Annotated in this window: 14 protein-coding genes and 1 pseudogene; 9 read left to right on the top strand and 6 right to left on the bottom strand. The window is 70.2% G+C overall.

Going from position 1 to position 17,890, the window contains the following annotated elements:
• A partial coding sequence (locus ABZS54_RS35825) for an FTR1 family protein (RefSeq protein WP_355545867.1) occupies positions 1-286 on the bottom strand: 286 nt, incomplete at its 3' end.
• 142 nt (positions 287-428) lie between these two features.
• Positions 429-575 (bottom strand): annotated as a pseudogene (locus ABZS54_RS35830) (isochorismatase family protein); the annotation flags it as partial.
• A gap of 244 nt (positions 576-819) precedes the next feature.
• On the opposite strand from ABZS54_RS35830, the gene ABZS54_RS35835 reads away from it, so the two are divergent.
• The 5 genes from ABZS54_RS35835 (at position 820) to ABZS54_RS35855 (ending at position 8,945) form a co-directional block, all read left to right on the top strand.
• Positions 820-1,023, top strand: coding sequence for a hypothetical protein (locus ABZS54_RS35835; protein ID WP_355545869.1), 204 nt, complete (start codon positions 820-822; stop codon positions 1,021-1,023).
• A gap of 190 nt (positions 1,024-1,213) precedes the next feature.
• Entirely contained in the window at positions 1,214-1,753 is a 540-nt protein-coding gene (locus ABZS54_RS35840; protein ID WP_355545871.1) for a GNAT family protein, read from the top strand.
• Between the two features lie 333 nt (positions 1,754-2,086).
• Positions 2,087-5,458 carry a serine hydrolase gene (locus tag ABZS54_RS35845; RefSeq protein ID WP_355545873.1) on the top strand — a complete coding sequence of 1,124 codons (3,372 nt, stop codon included), beginning with the start codon at positions 2,087-2,089 and terminating at the stop codon, positions 5,456-5,458.
• A 449-nt stretch (positions 5,459-5,907) separates the two neighbouring features.
• Positions 5,908-7,263, top strand: a complete 1,356-nt coding sequence (locus ABZS54_RS35850) for a M20/M25/M40 family metallo-hydrolase (protein WP_355545875.1) — start codon at positions 5,908-5,910, stop codon at positions 7,261-7,263.
• Between the two features lie 143 nt (positions 7,264-7,406).
• Positions 7,407-8,945 carry a YfcC family protein gene (locus tag ABZS54_RS35855; protein ID WP_355545877.1) on the top strand — a complete coding sequence of 513 codons (1,539 nt, stop codon included), beginning with the start codon at positions 7,407-7,409 and terminating at the stop codon, positions 8,943-8,945.
• 143 nt (positions 8,946-9,088) lie between these two features.
• Here ABZS54_RS35855 and ABZS54_RS35860 read toward each other — a convergent pair whose 3' ends face one another.
• Both ABZS54_RS35860 and ABZS54_RS35865 read right to left on the bottom strand, forming a co-directional pair.
• The gene (locus tag ABZS54_RS35860) at positions 9,089-9,208 is read right to left on the bottom strand and encodes a DUF397 domain-containing protein (RefSeq protein WP_355545879.1); all 120 of its coding nucleotides are present in this window, start codon (positions 9,206-9,208) and stop codon (positions 9,089-9,091) included.
• Positions 9,168-10,109 (bottom strand): helix-turn-helix transcriptional regulator, encoded by a 942-nt coding sequence (locus tag ABZS54_RS35865; RefSeq protein WP_355545881.1) that lies wholly within the window; start codon positions 10,107-10,109, stop codon positions 9,168-9,170. The genes ABZS54_RS35860 and ABZS54_RS35865 overlap by 41 nt, the downstream gene beginning before the upstream one ends.
• A 118-nt stretch (positions 10,110-10,227) precedes the next feature.
• Here ABZS54_RS35865 and ABZS54_RS35870 point away from each other — a divergent pair, with 118 nt between their 5' ends.
• A complete protein-coding gene (locus tag ABZS54_RS35870; protein ID WP_355545883.1) occupies positions 10,228-10,491 on the top strand; it encodes a hypothetical protein in 264 nt (87 codons plus the stop codon).
• 313 nt (positions 10,492-10,804) lie between these two features.
• Here the strand turns inward: ABZS54_RS35870 and ABZS54_RS35875 are convergent, their stop codons facing one another.
• A complete protein-coding gene (locus ABZS54_RS35875) occupies positions 10,805-11,206 on the bottom strand; it encodes a RidA family protein (RefSeq protein ID WP_355545885.1) in 402 nt (133 codons plus the stop codon).
• Between the two features lie 98 nt (positions 11,207-11,304).
• Between ABZS54_RS35875 and ABZS54_RS35880 the strand changes: the two genes are divergently transcribed.
• From ABZS54_RS35880 to ABZS54_RS35890, 3 genes are all read left to right on the top strand, one after another.
• Positions 11,305-12,279, top strand: a complete 975-nt coding sequence (locus ABZS54_RS35880) for a WYL domain-containing protein (protein ID WP_355545887.1) — start codon at positions 11,305-11,307, stop codon at positions 12,277-12,279.
• Between the two features lie 81 nt (positions 12,280-12,360).
• A complete protein-coding gene (locus tag ABZS54_RS35885; protein ID WP_355545889.1) occupies positions 12,361-14,313 on the top strand; it encodes a glycosyl hydrolase in 1,953 nt (650 codons plus the stop codon).
• 435 nt (positions 14,314-14,748) lie between these two features.
• A complete protein-coding gene (locus tag ABZS54_RS35890; RefSeq protein ID WP_355545891.1) occupies positions 14,749-16,401 on the top strand; it encodes a hypothetical protein in 1,653 nt (550 codons plus the stop codon).
• A gap of 64 nt (positions 16,402-16,465) precedes the next feature.
• Here the strand turns inward: ABZS54_RS35890 and ABZS54_RS35895 are convergent.
• The coding region (locus ABZS54_RS35895) for an NAD(P)/FAD-dependent oxidoreductase (protein WP_355545893.1) at positions 16,466-17,890 on the bottom strand (1,425 nt) is incomplete at its 5' end.

Here is a 17,890-nt window from a genome sequence, read left to right on the forward strand (position 1 = left end):
CGTGCGAGGTCCGCCGCATCCAGAAGATCATCCAGGTCACCAGCAGCACCGCGACGATCGACAGCGAACCGCCGAACAATTCCTGCTGCTTGAAGGTCATTTCGGCGGAGGTCAGTTCGAGGGTCGCTTCGAGTGCGACGCTCAGTGCCACCGCGGCGGCCACCCCGACCCACACGGCGGGCAGCGCGTCCCGGCGCTCGCTCTTGACGAGATAGGCGATCAGGATGCTGACCACGAGAGCCGCTTCCAGGCCCTCGCGCAGACCTATCAGGTAGTTGGCGAACACAGGTGACCCCGCTCAGCGATTCGAACAAGTCTCGGATTTAGGCGAGCCTCACCAAAGCACTCGTCCGGACGGGTCGTCAACATGGCGTGCGTCATGCCCGAATGCGGCGGACCGGCGCGATTCGCCTTCTCGCCGGTGCGGTCTCGGGGTCGGTGTCCGGACAGGCGTCGACCAGGACGGTAAGGCCGAAGTCCGGATCGTTGGCCTGGCACAGGGTGTAGAGCACCACACCGCTGGTGGCGATGCCGACGAGGACAAGGTTGTCGATGTCGCGAGCCCGCAGTACCACTCGACACGAGCCGCACTGGGAGGCGAGAGCAAGTCTGGAGGAACGGTCGAGCCGCGGTGTGGCGTTCGCAACCTTGCGGCGATCGGGAGTAGTTCGACTTCGGGATTCGGGGCGATGAAGGTCGCCGATGGCGGCTCGCGAAGTGCCCGTCCGGCAAGCCGAGCGTCGGCGTTGTTATGGATATGTCGCACATTCGTGATCATTTGGCAGCAATGCGGGACTGCTGGGCGGGCAGCGGGTCGGCATGACGCAGCACGATGCATCCCGAGAGTCGGGTGCCGACGAATTGGCCGCCCTGGTGTGGCAGGCCCGACGGTGGAGCGAGTCGGCGCCGGATCCGGCGGCCGAGCGGCCGTTGGTCGACGGGGTCAAGCACTCCTTCCGCGCCCGGCTGCGTCGCCTGGTGGCCAACCGCCCCGAACCGGACCCGCCACGCGCCGATTCCTGAACGATGCGATGCGCGACCGGGCATCGAACCGGTCTGTGCGACCGGCGCACCGACCGGTCTGTGCGGTCGGCGGGCGCGGGTATTGTCGGTCGTCTTGACGAATCGCACCCATCGCCTCCCGGGGCACTGGCTTCGTATGCCGCCGCCCGGTGCCGGTGAGGGTGCCGAGGGCGACGGATGGAGTCGGTTCATGAGTGGCGACCAGGTGTCATTGCGGCCGGTGGCGGAAGCGGACATATCCCTTCTCGAACGGTTCCTGACCGATCCCGAGGCGGTCGGACCGTTCGCCTGGTACGGCTGGTCGGATCCGGGCGGTTGGCGTCGCCAGTGGGCGGAGAACGGCCTACTCGGCGACGACCGGGGGCTGTTGCTGGTGGTCCGCGGCACGGACGTGCCGGGCTTCGTGGCCTGGCGCAAGATCGCCACCTCGCGCACCGCCTACTGCTGGAACGTCGGGATCAACCTGTTTCCCGAGGCGCGCGGTCAGGGGATCGGCACCCGAGCCCAACTCCTGCTGGTGCGCTACCTGTTCGCACACACCCAGGTGGCCCGGATCGAGGCCGGTACCGAGCTGGACAACCTCGCCGAGCAACGCGCCCTGGAAAAGGTCGGCTTCACCCGCGAGGGCGTGGCGCGTGCCTACACCTTCCGCGACGGTCGATGGCGCGACGTGGTGTTCTACAGCGTGCTGCGCGAGGAGCTCGCGCCGCCGGCCGACGACTCGGTGTAGCGCGGTCCACCCGGGTCGCACCCGGCCCGCGCGCCGCCCGTCTACCGGCCGGCCCCGGCCCGCGCTTGGTGGGATGGCACCGAAAGCGGGGTCGTCCTTGGTTCGTGCCCACGAAGTCCACCACGTTCGCGCCCGGCTAGCGTCTGGGCAGCGCCGCGAAAGACTTCGACACCACCGACGAGCGCCGACACCCTTCGTCGCGGCCACCCCGCGCCACGGGAGGGTCGGTTTCGGCGTTGATCGAAGACTCGCCGCCCCGGTTCTCACCGGGCGTTCCCGGTACCGGACGACCGGGGCGGCGACCGGGACGGGCCGACCAGGATGGAGAAAGCCATGACACGACGTCTGCGTCTGGACGACCTGAACGCGATCGCGCTGCCGGAGCAGCCGGCGATCTCCCCCGACGGCACTCGGGTGCTCTACACCCTGGTCCGCGTCGACCCGGATGCGGACCGCAACGTACGCACCCTGTGGCAGGTCGCCACCTCGGGCGGCGAGCCGGAACAGCTCACCGAAGGTCCCTCGGACAGCACACCCGTGTGGTCGCCGGACGGCAGCCGAGTGGTGTTCCTGCGCGCGGCCGACGGCCCGCCGCAACTGTGGGAGCTGCCGCTCGACGGCGCCGAGCCGCGCCGGCTGACCCGACTGCCGATGGGCGCCGGCCAACCGGTGTGGAGCCCCGACGGTACCCGCCTGGCCTTCGGCGCCGTGGTCGACATCCACGCCGTCGCGGGCGAGGACGACTCCGCGCGGGCCGCCCGGGCGAAGGCGCCGATGGTCATCGAAGCGCTGGACTACCAGGCGGACGGCGTGGGCCTGCTGGGCACCCTGCGCAAGCACGTGCATGTGCTGGACCTGGCCTCCGGCGACGTCACCCGGATCACCGAGGGCGACTGGCACGCGAGCGATCCGACCTGGTCGCCGGACGGACGCCGACTCGCCTACGCCGCGGGCCTGGGCCCCAACGCGGACCTGACCCTGCAATCCGCGGCGTACGTCCGCGACGTGTCCACCCCCGGCGCACCGGCGGTACGCGTCGGCGCCGCGGACGGCATGGCCGGCTGGGTCGGCTGGACGCCCGACGGCGAATCCCTGCTGGTGCTGGGCGCCGAGCACACCCGGACCGGGCACACCCGACTGCTGCGCGTGCCGCTCGCCGGCGGCCCCACCGAGGACCTCGTCGGGGCCCTGGACCGCAATCTGATGCCGGGCGGCGCCGGCTACCCGGGCGCGTTGCCGCAGGCCACGCCCGAGGGCCGCGAATTGCTGTTCTGCCTTCGCGAGGCCGGCAACACCCACCTGTACGCGCTCGACCTCGCAAACGGCGCCACCCGCCTGGTGCTCGGCGGTACCGGCCGCGTCGTCTCCGGCGTCTCCGTGCCCACGACCCCCGGCGCCGTCGCGATCGTGCTGTCCACTCCCTCGTCGTACGCCGAAATCGCCGTGGTGGACCCGGCCGACGGCACCGAGCGGGTGCTCACCGCGCACGGCGCGCAGTCCCTGCCGGACGTCGAGCTGTACACCCTGGTCGACCGCCACTTCACCCTCGCCGACGGCACTGTCGTGCACGGTCGGCTGCTGCGCGACCCGAAGACGACCGGCCCCTCGCCGGTGCTGATGGACATCCACGGCGGCCCGCACAACGCGTGGAGCGGCGCGGCCGACCCGGTGCACCTCTACCACCAGGTGCTGGTCGAGCGCGGCTGGACCATCCTGCTGCTCAACCCCCGGGCCAGCGACGGCTACGGCGAGGACTTCTTCGCCGCCACCGTCGGCGCGTGGGGCGAGATGGACACCCCGGACTTCCTGGAGCCGTTGGACGAACTGGTCGCCGAGGGCATCGCCGATCCGCAGCGCCTGGCCGTCTCCGGCTACAGCTACGGCGGCTTCATGACGTGCTACCTCACCAGCCGTGACCAGCGCTTCGCGGCGGCCGTGGCGGGCGGCGTGGTCAGCGACCTGAACAGCATGGCCGGCACCTCGGACCTCGGCTCCTACATGTCCCGGGCCGAGTTCGGCGGCACCCCGTGGGACGACCCCGAGCTGTACGCGCGACTGAGTCCGTTCGCCAAGGTGGGCGACGTCGGCACGCCCACACTGATCGTGCAGGGCGGCGCCGACGTGCGGTGTCCGCTGGGCCAGGCCCAGCAGTGGTTCGCCGCGCTGCGCGAACGGCACGTGCCCACCCGACTGGTGCTCTACCCCGAGGGTTCGCACCTGTTCATCCTCTCGGGCCCGCCCTCGCACCGACTGGACTGGAACCGCCGGATCGTCGACTGGGTCGAGCAGTACGCCGGTTCCACCGGCCGCACCCGGCCGGCCCGACTGGACGCCGCGCACTGGCAGCGCCGGCTGTCCACGCTGGCCGAGCGCCACCGGATCCCTGGGGCGACCCTGGGCATTCTGCGCCTGGACGAGCACGCGTCGGACGACCTGGTCGAGGCCGCATACGGCGTGCTCAACCTGAACACCGGGGTCCCGGTGACCACGGACTCGGTGTTCCAGATCGGTTCGATCAGCAAGGTGTGGACCACGACGCTGGTCATGCAACTGGTCGAGGACGGTCTGCTGGACCTGGACCAGCCGCTGAGCGAGGTGCTGCCCGAACTGCGGCTGTCCGACCCGGAACTCGCCAAGCAGATCACCATGCGCCACCTGCTCACCCACACGAGTGGCATCGAGGGCGACCGGTTCATCGACACCGGGCGCGGCGACGACTGTCTGGCCAAGTACGTGGCGACACTCGCCGACGCGACGCAGGTGTTCCCGCCCGGCGGTGCCTGGTCGTACTGCAACTCCGGCTTCTCGCTGGCCGGACGGGTGATCGAACACCTCACCGGCAAGACCTGGGACCAGGTGTTGCGCGAACGACTGAGCGCGCCGCTGGGCCTGGAGCACACCGTCACACTGCCCGAGGAGGCGCTGCTGCTGCGCGCGGCGGTCGGCCACCTGTCCGAGGACGGCGGCGCGCCGCAGGTCGCGCCGGTGTGGATGTTGCCCCGCTCGGCCGGACCCGCCGGTCTGATCGGTTCCACCTCGGCGGAGCTGTTGCGGTTCGCCCGACTGCACCTGGCCGACGGAGCGGCCGCCGACGGGACCCGGCTCCTGGGCGCCGAGCATGCCCTCGCGATGCGCGAGAAGCAGGTCGACGTGACCGACCTCTCTGTCAGCGGCGCATCCTGGGGCCTGGGCTGGCACCGCTACGAGTGGGACGCCCGCGAGGTGTTCGGCCACGACGGCGGCACCATCGGGCAGTACGCGTTCCTCCGGACCCTGCCCGAACTCGGCTTTGCGGTCGCCCTGTTGACCAACGGCGGGGACGCGCCGGAATTGTACGAGGAGCTGTTCCGGGAGATCTTCGCCGAGGTCGCGCAGGTCGCCCTGCCGGAGCCCTTCGCCCCGCCGGCCGAAGCCCCGGCCGTGGACCCCGAGCGCTACGTCGGCGTGTACGAACGCGCCATGCAGCGCACCGAGGTGCTCGCGACGCCCGAGGGCGGCTTGGCGCTGCGGATCGAGTTGACCGGGGAACTCGCGGAGACTCTGCCCGACGCCGTGCTGGAAATGCCGTTGGTCCCGGTGGCCGAGGACCTGTTCGCGATCCGGTTGCCGGGATCGACGCTGTGGCGCGAGACGACCTTCGGCACCTTCGCGACGGGCGAGCGTTACCTGTTCGTCAATGGCCAGGTCACGCCGCGGGTGAACTGACACTCTCCCGTACACCCCGCCTCCGTCGCGGAGGCGGGCCCGATCACCGCGTTCCCCCCGTGACGCGGTGCCGGCCGGTCCCTCGTCTCGACCCCCGTGCGAGACGGGGGACCGGTCTTCTCGCGGTGCGACGCCTTCGCGCTGCGCCGGTCGCCCGCCCCGGGTGACCACCCTGGTCGATGCACGCGGCGCGCGGGCTCGGGCGGTGCTCAGGCCGCGTTCGAGTCGGCGCAGGCCGGGACCGGCGACCCGGCGTCGTCGCGCGCGTCCCGGATGAGCACCGGGTCACCTCCGGTTCGAACCTTCACCCGATCGGCTTCACCACGCGGTGCGGCCGGTCGGGTGAAGGCGTGTGTTGTCGCGCGGCGGATCATCCGCTATCAACCGTTTCGGGGCAACATGGGCCGCGCGATGCGATCGGCGTACCGTACCCGGCGCGGTGAGGGAGCATGGCGATGGATGAGCTGACCACGCGGGTCGACGGCATGCTCGACGGCCTCTGCGAGGACCTGCGGCGGCTCACCCGGATCCCCTCGATCGCCTTTCCCGGCTACCCACCCGAGCCGGTGCAACAGGCCCACGACGTGGTGGTCGAGCTGTTGCGCGAGGCCGGTGTGCAGGACGTCGCCGCGCTGCGGCTGCCGGACACCGCGCCGGTGATCACCGGCCACATCCCGCCGCCGCACCCGGATGCGCCGACCGTGCTGCTGTACGGGCACTACGACGTGCAGCCCGCCGGCGACGAGTCGTTGTGGACGACGCGGCCGTTCGAGCCGACCGACGTCGACGGTGCGATCCACGGGCGCGGGGCGGCCGACGACAAGTCGAACCTGATCGTGCACCTGGGCGCGCTGCGTGCCTTCGACGGACGGCCCCCGGTGGGGATCCGGGTCGTGTTCGAGGGGCAGGAGGAGTACGGCAGCGAGTTCGACGACTACCCGCAGGAGCATCCGGACGAGTTCGCGTGCGACGCGATGGTGATCGCCGACATGGGCAACATTCGTCCCGGTACCGGCACGCTGACGGTGGCGCTGCGCGGGGTGGTCGAGGCCATCGTCGAGGTACACACCCTCGAAGAGGCCAAGCACAGCGGCAACTTCGGCGGCGCGGCACCCGACGCGCTGTTGGTGCTGCTGCACGCCTTGGCCGCGCTGCACGACGCGAACGGTGACGTCGCCGTGCCGGGTCTGCGCCGCGAGCAGTGGTCGGGCGGCGGCTGGAACGAGGAGGAGTTCCGCCGGCTGGCCGGGATCCGCGAGGGCATGCCGCTGATCGGTACCGGAAACCTGGGCTCGCGCCTGTGGTCGGGGCCGGCGATCACGGTCACCGGACTGGACGCTCCCTCGGTCGACAAGGCCGCGTCCGCCGTGGTGCCGTCCGCTCGGGCGAAGCTGAACATGCGCTGCCACCCGGCCCAGGACCCGGTGCAGGCGCAGCGTCTGCTGATCGAATTCCTGGTCGGGTTGCGGCCGTTCGGGGTGCCGCTGCGGGTGACTCAGGCCGGCGCTCCGGGGTCCGGGTTCGCGGCGGCCACGGACGGGGTGGCCTATCGGGCCGCGCACGAGGCGCTGCGCACGGCGTGGGGCGCGGAGCCGGTACACGCGGCCGCGGGCGGATCGATTCCCTTGGTCAACAGCCTCGCGGCGGCCCAACCGAACGCGGAGATCCTGCTGTTCGGGGCGCAGGACAGCATGTGCAACCTGCATGGGCCCAACGAGCGGGTGTTGGTGAGCGAACTGCGCGACGCGGTGGTGGCGGAGGCCGCGTTCTTCGCGGCGTACGCGGACCGTTTCGGGCGCGATTAGCGTCTTCGCCGAACCTCGTGCCAGGCACGAGCGTTCGCTGCGGGATCGGCGGGTGCCGCGGATGTCCGTCGACGCGGGCCGTGCGCGAGCCGGCGGCCCGCCCACCTACCCCGAATTCATCAGTCAGCCGCAAGGAGCAGCGCGTGAGCACCAACCAGGCGTCGACCCGGACCGAGGACGAAGCGCCGCCGCCCAAGCGCGGCTTCCGCTTCCCGAGCGCGCTGACGGTGCTGGCGATCGTGACGATCGCGGTGTGGGGTCTGACGTTCGCGATTCCGGCCGGCGAGTACCAGCTCGGCGAGGACGGCAAGCCGGTCGCGGGCACCTACCATCACACCAAGTCGCCGGAGGACTTCGTCCAGCGGCTCAACGACCTGTTCCTGTCGCCGGTCAACGGCCTGTACGGGCTCAAGGACGCGCAGAGCGGGCAGGTCGCGCCCGACAACACGGGCGATCTGTACGGTAGCGCGGCGGTGTTCCTGTTCGTGCTGGCCATCGGGGCGTTCATCACCGTGGTGTTCGCCACCGGCGCGCTGGACCGCGGCATCGCCCGCCTGGCGCATCGGCTGCGGACGCGTGGGGCGGTGCTGATCGTGGCGATCATGACCGTGTTCGCGATCCTCGGCTCGGTCGAGGGCTTCGCCGAGGAGACGCTCGGCTTCTACGGCCTGGTCGTGCCGTTGATGCTGGCGCTGGGCTACGACCGGATGGTGGCCACCGGCACCATCATCCTGGGCGCCGGTGTGGGTGTGTTGTGCTCGACGGTCAACCCGTTCGCGACCGGTGTCGCCTCCTCGGCGGCGGACATCTCGTTGGGTGACGGCATCGTGTTGCGGTTGCTGATGCTGATCGTGTTGACCACGGTGACCATCCTGTACGTGGTGCGGTATGCCCGTCGGGTCAAGGCCGATCCGTCCCGTTCGCTGGTGGGTTTCCTGCCGGGGGACCGCGAAAAGGCGGAAGCGGCGGCCACCGGCAGCGAGCCGCCGCCGTTGACGCGTATCCACCGGATCGTGTTGGTCGTGGTGACCATCACCTTCGTATTCATGATCTTCGCGATCATTCCGTGGGCCCAGGTGCTCAGCGGCGACGCGGACGCCGACCCCTACGATTGGGAACTGGGCTGGTCGTTCCCCGAGTTGGCCGCGATGTTCATCGTGGCTGCGGTGATCGTCGGGGTATTGGCCCGGCTGGGGGAGAAGAAGCTCGCGGAGACGATCATTCAGGGCGCGGCCGACTTCATCTCGCCGGCACTGATCATCATGCTGGCCCGCGGGGTCACCGTCATCATGAACAACACCCAGGTCACCGACACGGTCCTGCACTCGATGGAGGGCGCGGTCTCGGACGCCTCCTCGGCGATGTTCGGCATCCTGATCTTCGTGGTGAACCTGCCGCTGGCCTTCCTGATCCCCTCGACCTCGGGGCACGCGACGTTGGCCATGCCGATCCTGGCGCCACTGGCCGACTTCGCCGACGTGCCACGCTCATTGGTGGTGACCGCGTGGCAGTCGGCGTCGGGGTGGATGAACCTGTGGGTGCCGACGACGGCGGTCATCATGGGCGGCGTGTCCCTGGCCAAGGTCGGCTACAACCAGTACCTCCGCTTTGCGGCACCCCTGCTGGCCATCCTGTTCGTCCTGATCTGCGCCTTCGTCGCGGTGGGCTCGGGCCTGTCCTGACCCGACGCCGACTGCGGGCCCGCGAACGCGGGGTCGCGGTGTTCGCGGCGTTTCGGCCACCGTCGCGGGCCGGTACGGAGCGCATCTTCATCTACCGCGCACTGATCCACGGAGTCGCCCTCGTTTTGAGGGGCGACGTCGTGTCAGGCGCGCAGTGACTCCGTGAGGGCGGTCCACGAGGCCGCGCCGATGATGAGGTGGCCCACGCTCGGGTCCTTGCTGTCACGGACGGGGACGAGGCCGGGGGCGTGTCCGACTTCCACGCACTGACCGCCTTCCGAGTTGCTGTGACTGGACTTTCGCCAGGCGCAGGGCTTGGGCAGAGCTTGGGAAGCGTGCACGGTCCAGGTCCTCCATCGCTTCTCGGATCATGTCCATGGACATCCCTACCGGTAGGGCTCGTGCCCGTTGGCGATCGTAGGTTACGGCGTACTGCCCGACTTCGCCCGGATCCTCGATCAGTCGCCCGACGTCCGCTCCTTCGGTGTAGGCGACTTCGCGTTTGTCGCGCGTCGTGAGCACTGTCAACGAGCCGCCCATCCCTTCGTGTTCCGCCTCGCTGAAGGGGAGAATCTGCACGCTGATGCGGTCGTTGTGTTCCGTTGCCAGCAGGTGCGCCAGTTGGTGCCGCATGGTGTCCGGCCCGCCGATCGGTCTACGAATGACTGCTTCGTCAAGGACTACCCATAGAAACGGCGCATCCGGACCATTGAGCCTTTCCTGCCGACCCAATCGACCGCGAACGCGTTCTTCGAGATGAACTTCGTCTCGCAGTGAGCGACCCATCCGCAACACCGCCCGTGCGTAGTCCTCCGTCTGGAGTAGGCCAGGCACGACCTGGACCAGATACATGCGCATTTCGCGGGCGGAACCTTCGAGATCCATGAAGGGCTGCGACCACGCAGGAAACGTTCGGCTGGTGACGTGCTTCCACAGTTCGGCGAGGAGCCCGCCGGTGTTGAGCGTGGCATCCAAAGCAATTGCGTTCGCCAGGGTCGGAGGGTGCCCGGTTCCTCGCTCGATCTGGTTCAACCGGGTGGTGCTCAGGCCATACATGGTGCGCCCGAGTTCGGCTTGGCGGTATCCGGCGGCCTCTCGAAGTGTTGCGACCATGCGCCCGAACAGTTCTACGACTGACGCCTCGTCTTGGGCCTCGTCGTTCATACATCCCCCCTTTATGGCGGGTCACGTAAACGCTAGCGGCTTTTGCAGCCTAGGCGCTCGGTCGATGCTTGTTCACAGAGTGGCCGAATCAGTACTGGCGGCGACCGAGAGGACAGGTATGCCCATCGATGAGAGCTACCCCGAAGACCCCCGCGGCTGGACCACGGACCACGTGGCCCGCTTCTGGAAGGCCAACGGCAAACGCATGGTTCGCTGCGAACTGTCGGGGCGAGTCGGCACGTTCGCTGCCGTCATCAACTTGCAGGCGTTCGTGCGGTTCCCCGGCGGCACCGAGTTCCGGACGCACTGCGGGAACCTCCGGGTGCTGGAGGACGAGGCTGCCGTGCCCACCAGGGGGGGCAGCGATGTACCGCGAGGGTGACTGGGTGGAACCTGCCGACGAGGCTGTGCGCCGGGTGCGTCACCCGGGGCAGATTCTGATGGCGCAGCCCCTTCCCGACGGGCAGCAGACGCTCACGGTGCAACCCCCGGGCGGGCGGGTCGCCTGGGCCATGCCGTCCGACAGCGTTCGCTCGACCACCAGGCCTGACCGGCGCGCTCCCTGAACCGCCGCACCGCGGCCACTGGCCTGGTCGCGGTGCGGCACCACATCTTCATCAGCAGCGTGCCCGTTCACATTGCTACGCCGCCCCGTTGGCGAGCCGCCACCCGAACAGCTCGGGCGCGGGGGTGAGTCAGGGCCGCGCGGCGAGGGCCTCGACCTCGAACAGCACGTCAGGCGTAGCCAGGCTCGCGACACCGATGAGGGTTTGCGTGGGCGGTTTGGTACTCCAACCCTCCTGCACGGCCCCGGCGATCGGCCCAAGCTTGCTGACGTCATGGTTCACCACGTACGTCCTGAGCTGGACGACGTGGCAGAGATCGAGCCCATGGGCGGCAAGAGCGACGCCGATGTTGCGGAAAGTCTGCTTCACCTGCTCGGCGAAGTCGGTCGAGACAACCGCGCCGTCCGGGCCCGATCCGTACTGACCCGCGATGAGCACCAGTTCCGTACCTGCGGGGACGGTGGCGGTGTGGCTGTAGCCGAACGGGAGCGGGTCGTGCAAACCGTCCGGATTGACAATGGCGTGTGCCATGGAGATCACCTCTCGTGTGCGGTGGGGCTTTGTCGTGCCAGGTAAGCCTTCCAACGAATCACGACATCCTGTGTCGTGTATTCCCGTAGAGTTTTCCTATGCGCGCAGATCGGTTGGTATCGCTGGTGCTGCTGCTGCGGCAGCACGGTCGACTGTCCGCGGCCACGCTGGCCCGCGAGTTGGAGGTATCCACCCGCACCGTGCTGCGCGACATCGAGGCGCTGTCCGCAGCCGGCGTCCCGGTCTACGCCGAACGCGGTCGGCATGGCGGTTTCGCGTTGCTGCCCGGTTTCCGGACCGAGCTCACCGGACTCAACCACGACGAGGCACTTGCCCTGCTGGTGGCCGGATCGCGGCGCGGCGCACAGGCATTCGGCCTCGGTTCGGCGCTCGCTTCGGCCATGCGCAAGGTGGTCGACGCGCTACCCGAAAACTATCGGGCCACCGCGGCCGGTGCGGCTCGGCGATTGCTCATCGACCCGGAGACCGACCTCCTCTCGCGTCAGCTGGTTGCCGAGGAAGTGCCCGACACCGTAGTGGCCGAGGTCCGGCGCGCGGTGTTCGCCGGACACAGGCTGCGCATCCACTACGCGGCTGTGGACCAGACCCCGAAGTGGCGCACGGTGGACCCGATCGGCTTGGTCACGGTGCGCGACCAGGGCTACTTGCTGGCCACCAGGTCCGGCGCGGACCGCACCTACCGGCTGTCCCGGGTCCTGGCAGCCGAGGTACTCGCCGAACCGGCACAGCGACCGGACCGGGTCGATCTGGACCGGGCCTGGCAGGAACGCAGCACGCAGTTTCGGACCGGCGGCGACCAAGTCACCGTGCTGGTACGGGTGAACCCGGCGCGACGGGAGGAGCTGGTGGGCACCGCGCTGGCCGTCCGCGCCGAGGAAGCCGAGGCCGACGGCCGGCTGCGGCTGGAGGTGACCTTCCAGGATCCGAGACACGCCGTATGGGCGCTGTGGCAACTCGCCACGGGCGCGGAAGCCCTGGCCCCGCAGTGGTTGCGCGACTCCCTGCGCAAGCGCGCCGCCGCGATCGCCACCTGCTACGAAGTGGCGCCCTGAGACGGAAACCAACCGCGCCCCTTTCCTTGGCGTTACCCTTCCCTCGATCCGAAGATCACGAACCACGGGGGTGGTGGACGCATGCGATCACGATGGCGTAGTTGGACGGCCGTACTGGCCATGACATTTGCGGCGGGGTTCACGGCAGCGCCCGCACCCGCGCATACGGCGGATCCCGGCGATCCGCAGGCGAGTGCGGCGACGCGCGACGTGCGGGACTGGTTGACCCATCTGCCCAATCGGGCGCAGAACCGGGTGGTGGCGGGCCAGTTCGCCGGGTACAGCGGGAAGACGTTCTCGCTGACTCAGGTGGAGGAGCTGAAGGCACAGACCGGTGCGAACCCGGGGCTGCTGGGCTGTGACTACGGGCACGACGGGAACGCGATCGACCACGCCTGCAACGCGACGCTGAAGGATTGGTCGGCGGCCGGTGGTCTGGTCACCGTCAGTGCGCACCTGCCCAACCCCGATCAGCCCGACTGGAGTGGGCTGTTCACCAAGTTGCCCACCTTCGATCGGCTCACCGACCGCAGCACCCCCACCGGGCAGCGGTGGCACGCGGAACTGGATCGGGTGGCCGAGGGGCTGCGCGAACTCGCCGACGCGAATGTGCCGGTGCTGTTCCGGCCGCTGCACGAGATGAACGGCGACTCGTTCTGGTGGAGCGCGCAGGACCCGCAGACCTTCGCTGACGTGTGGCGGGACATGTACGCCTACCTGACCGACGTCAAGGGCCTGCACAACCTGCTGTGGGTGTACGCACCGGATTGCAGCTATGGCAACCGCTCGGGCTTCTACCCGGGCGGCGCGTATGTAGACGTGGTCGGCCTCGACTGTTACGTCCGCGAACCCGTCGCGGTCCAGGGCTACGACGAACTGGTGGCGCTGGGCAAGCCGTTCGCTTTTGCCGAGATCGGTCCGCGCAGCGGCCCCGGTGGCACGATCGAGACCCCGCTCGACTACGGGAAATGGATCGACGCGATCCGCACCCGATTCCCGGCCACCGCCTACTTCATGGCGTGGAACGACCAGTGGCGGCCGACCGCCAACATCGGCGCGGGCCGCTTGATGAACGACCCGTGGACGATCGTGCGCGGCGAGATCGCCACCGCCGCGCGCACCGAGGGCTCGCCCGCGCCGGTCGGTACGCCCGTCCCGCTCGCCGATTTCGAGACCGACACCCAGGGCTGGAACGGCTATCGGGTGCTCGCCGGGCCATGGTCGGTGACCGAATGGTCCGCCCAGGGCGGCCGATCCCTCAAGGCGGACATCGACCTCGCCGCGCCCGAGGCATACCTGAACCGGGTCGCGCCGCTGGACCTGAGCGGATACCGCGCACTGACCGCGACCGTGCGCACCGCCGAGTGGGGCAACCACGCGACCGGCACCACCGCCAAGTTCTACGTGCGCACCGGCGCCGGGACGACCTGGTACGACGGCGGCGCGATCCCGATCGGCCCGAACGGCGCCGTGCTGCGCCTGGACCTGAGTCGGGTCGCCGACCTCGGGGACGTGCGCGAGATGGGCGTACTGTTCACCTCCGCACCGGGCGCGAGCGGACGAACGGCGGTGTACGTGGACGACGTTGCCGCCATCGCACCGCCCGCGGCCTTGGCCGGCTTCGAATCCGGGACGGACGGCTGGACCGGATACCTGACCGCGACCGCGCCGGTGAGCACCGCCGACTGGGCGAGCGAGGGCGCCCGTTCGCTGCGCGCCGAGGTCGACCCGGCCGCACCCGAGGCGTACCTGAACCGGCGCGCGAGCCTGGACCTGACGGGCCGTCGGGTCCTCAGCGCAACGGTCCGGGCCGCCGCCGGCAGCGGCACCGCCAAGCTCTACGTCAAGGCCACGTCCTCGAACACCTGGTACGACGCGGGCGCCGTCCCGGTCGGTCCGGACCCCAGGACGCTCACGCTCAACCTGGCCGGGGTCGGATCGCCCCAGGACGTCCGCGAGATCGGCGTGCAATTCGAGCGCCGCGGCGGACCGGGCCAGGGCTTCGTGTTCGTCGACGAAGTCACGGTGCGCTGACCGGGCGCAGAGCGCGGCACACCCACCGAGGTGGCGGCGCGCTGTCCGGGGCGTCGAGCGGTACTCGCGGCGGGTTCACGGCCCGCTGACCGGGCGCCGAACGGCGCCGCTCGAATCCCGCGACGTCCGCGACGGCTTGGTCGGCCACGGGCGTGAAGCCTCCTCGAATGCCGCGAATCGCCGAGGCGCGGCACCGGAGGACGCGCCCCGGACGGCCAAGATGCGCCGGTCGGGGCCCGTTTCGGGAGTCCGGTCGGGGGCGGCCGAAATCGACGCGCCTTCGGTCTTCGTGTCGCGCTCGTGCGATCCACGATGCCGCCGGCGTGCCACCCGCCACCCCGTCGCCGTCAAGGTCGCGTTCGGATTCGGCGCGAACGCGTATGTGTGGCATACGGGTTCCGCTCGCCGATCGTCGCGCCGCCTAGCGTCGAAGGCATGCGGGGGAGCAACGGCAGCAACGGCACAGCGGGCAACAGTGGTTCGGCATGGGCGAGATGGCGGGCGCGAGGCGATGCCTCACCCGGCGCGGGGTGGTTGCCGCGTCTGGGTACGCCGGCCTCGCTTCGGTTGCTCGTCGCCCTGACGGCCGTGCTCCTCGCCGCCTATCTGGCCGTGCTGCTCGCGGCCGTCTCGGCCGCGGACGACGGGCTGCGCGTGGTCGGCCACGACGCCGGACCCCGGGTGGTGTCCGCGAACGCGTTGCACGGGGCGCTGACCGGGATGGATGCCGACCTGGCGAACACGGTCCTGGTCGGAGACGAGCGGGGCTTGGGTTTCGACCGCGAGCAGGCGGCGGCCCACTACGCGGCCGATCGCAAGGCACTCGGTGAAGCGATCGAGGAGACCGGAGCCGGTCTCGACACCATCGATGCCCGGCGCACCCTCGGCGACCTGATCGACAAGGTCGGGGTGTACGACAACCTGGCAGGCCAGGTGACGCTGCTCGACCGTCAGTCGGACGCCCGGGCCCTGACCGACGTCTCGCCGGCTCTCCCGCTGCTGCGCCAGGCGACCGACCTGATGCGGGGCACCCTGCTGCCCGAGGCCGATCGGCTTTCCGCGGCGAACGCGCGAGCGGTCGAGGCGACTTACGCGGACACCTACGGTCGGGCACGCGGCCTGGGCCGATGGTCGCTACCGCTCGGCCTGGTGCCGGTGGTCGTGTTGGTCGGTGGGCAGCTGTTCCTGGCCCGCCGGACCCGCCGGGTGTTCAGTCCCTGGCTGCTGGTCGCGACCGCCCTGGGCGCGGCGCTGGTGTGGACGGGGACCGGTACGGCGTTGTCGGCGGCGGAACATCTGCGGGTGGCCAAGAAGGACGCCTTCGACTCGGTGCTCGCGCTCACCCGGGCGAACGCGCTGGCGCAGGAGGCCAACGGCGACGAGAGCCGTTTCCTGGTCGACCGCGCCCGGGCGGCCGACGCCGAAAACGCGTTCGCCGCGAAGTCCCGGGAACTGGCCGCGTTCGACGGCGTGGGGCCCACCGGCTACGCCGAGGCGTTGCGGGTCGCCGTCACCGGCTTCCTGGGCTTCGCGGCGGGCGTGGAGGTGCCGTTCGGTGGGGAGTTCGGCCGGGAATTTCGCAACGTCACCTTCACCGGCGAACGGGCGGCGGCCGAGGAGGTGCTGCGCTGGTACGCCCGATACCAGCAATACGACCGGCAGATGCGGGAGATGGTCGCCCGAGGCGACGTCCGCGGTGCCGTCGATTTCACCACGAGCTATCGGGAGAACGCCTCCAACTGGTCCTTCGAGCACCTGATCAAGGCGCTGGACGCGGTCACGGCGATCAACCGCGCGCACATGGACGCCGAGGCCGAGGCCGGCCTCGACGAGCTGAACGGCCGAGGTCTGCTCTCCGGCCTCCTGGCCCTGTCGGTATCGGCCCTGGTATGGCTGGGGGTTCGCCCGAGGCTGGCCGAGTATCGCACGGGCGGGGCGGCAGGCCGTCGGTCGTTGCCCCGCCGTCCCGCCCGCCCCGGCCCCATCGCCGGAGCGGACGTGCGGTCGAAGCCCGCCGCCCCGCATCCGGCTTCGCCGAAGCCTGCCGTGCCTGCCGTGCCTGCCGGTGTGGCACGCGCACGACGTTGACGCCGGCCGGCACCGCGCGGGTGACCCCGCGTCACGCGACGGTGCCGGCTCGGGCGTCCGGGCCTCAGATCTGGCAGGCGATCTCGTCCGCGGCCCGCTCGCCGGAGGCCACCGCCGCGTTCAGGGTGGAGTTGTCCACGTCGGTGTGCTCGCCCGCGAAGTGGATTCGGCCCTCCTGGACGCCCTCGTAGCCGGCGATCGAGGTGTACTGGCCGACCCGGTAGTAGTGGTAGGCGCCCAGTGACCAGGGATCGAGCGACCAATGGTCCTCGTACGCCTTGCCGTTGTACGCCGCCGTGGTGCCCGGGAACAGATGCTCGATCTGTCCGTGGAACCATTGCACGTCGGCGGCCGGTGCCGGGCCGTGCGCCGCCCCGGTGAGGGTGTTCCGGGCGGTGTTGCCGCCGGGGAAGTTCACCAGCAGGGCCGGCGCGCCGTTCTCGCCCAGGTGCACCGAACCGTCCCAGGCGGTCTGATAGCCGGCCGGGCCGGTGTTGCTGATGCCGTTGCCGCCGACGGCGGGCCAGGTCTTTCGGGTGAGCTGGGTGACGATCTTCGCGTTCTGGCCCATGCCCTGCTCGCGGATCGCCTTGAGCTTGAGCGCGGACAGGCTCGCCCCGGACAGGTCGACGTTGCGCAGCGTGCTGAACGGCAGGGCCAACACCACGTGGTCGGCGGTGACCGAGACCGTGCCGCCGGCGTGGTCGAACGTACAGGTGTAGCTGCCGTTGGTGTTCCGCCGCAGCGCGACCAGTCGATGGCCCGGTTTGACGGCGCCGGCCGGGAGTTCCCCGACCATACCGCTGACCAACTGGTCGTTCCCGCCGATGAGATGGTACTTCTCGTCGAAGCCGCCGCCGCCGAAGATTTCGGAGGAGCCGAGGAAGCCGATCAGGCCCATCGCCGAACAGTCGCCCGGCTCGCCGCCCGATTGCAGTTGCAGCGACTGGATCAGTTGGCCGAGCCGGGAGCCGGCCGGCAACCCGATCTCCGCGAGGTAGTCCAGGGCGGACATCCGGTCGAGCCGACGCGCCTCGGCGGTGAAGTTGTTGTAGCGAGGTGTCCCGGCAGCGGCGTAGGAGGCGCTGAACGCGCTGTAGGCGTGCGCGACCCAGTCGTCCTGCTGGGCGGCGCCGTCGTACCCGGCGCCGTCGATCCAGGCCTTGTAGTCCCCGGTGGCCAGCGCGCCGCCGGCCGCGATCTCCTTGTTCAGACCCAGTCGGCGGGAGAGGGCGAGGATCTCGGTGTCGGTGGAACTGATGAACGCGCCGCCGTGCTCGTGTACTTGGCCGCCGGCGAAGTAGCCACGCAGGGACCGACATCGGCCGCCCAGATGAGTGTCGGCGGCCTCGTACACGGTCGCGGCGATGGGGGTACGGCCCGTCCAGAGTCGGTGTGCGCAGCGCAGTCCGGCCAGACCCGCGCCGACCACGACGATGCGCGGCGCGACGGTCGGCGTGGCCGCCGAGGCGCGTGAGGGCGCGAGCAG

It is taken from the genome of Embleya sp. NPDC005575, from assembly GCF_040605455.1.
Lineage (GTDB): Bacteria > Actinomycetota > Actinomycetes > Streptomycetales > Streptomycetaceae > Embleya.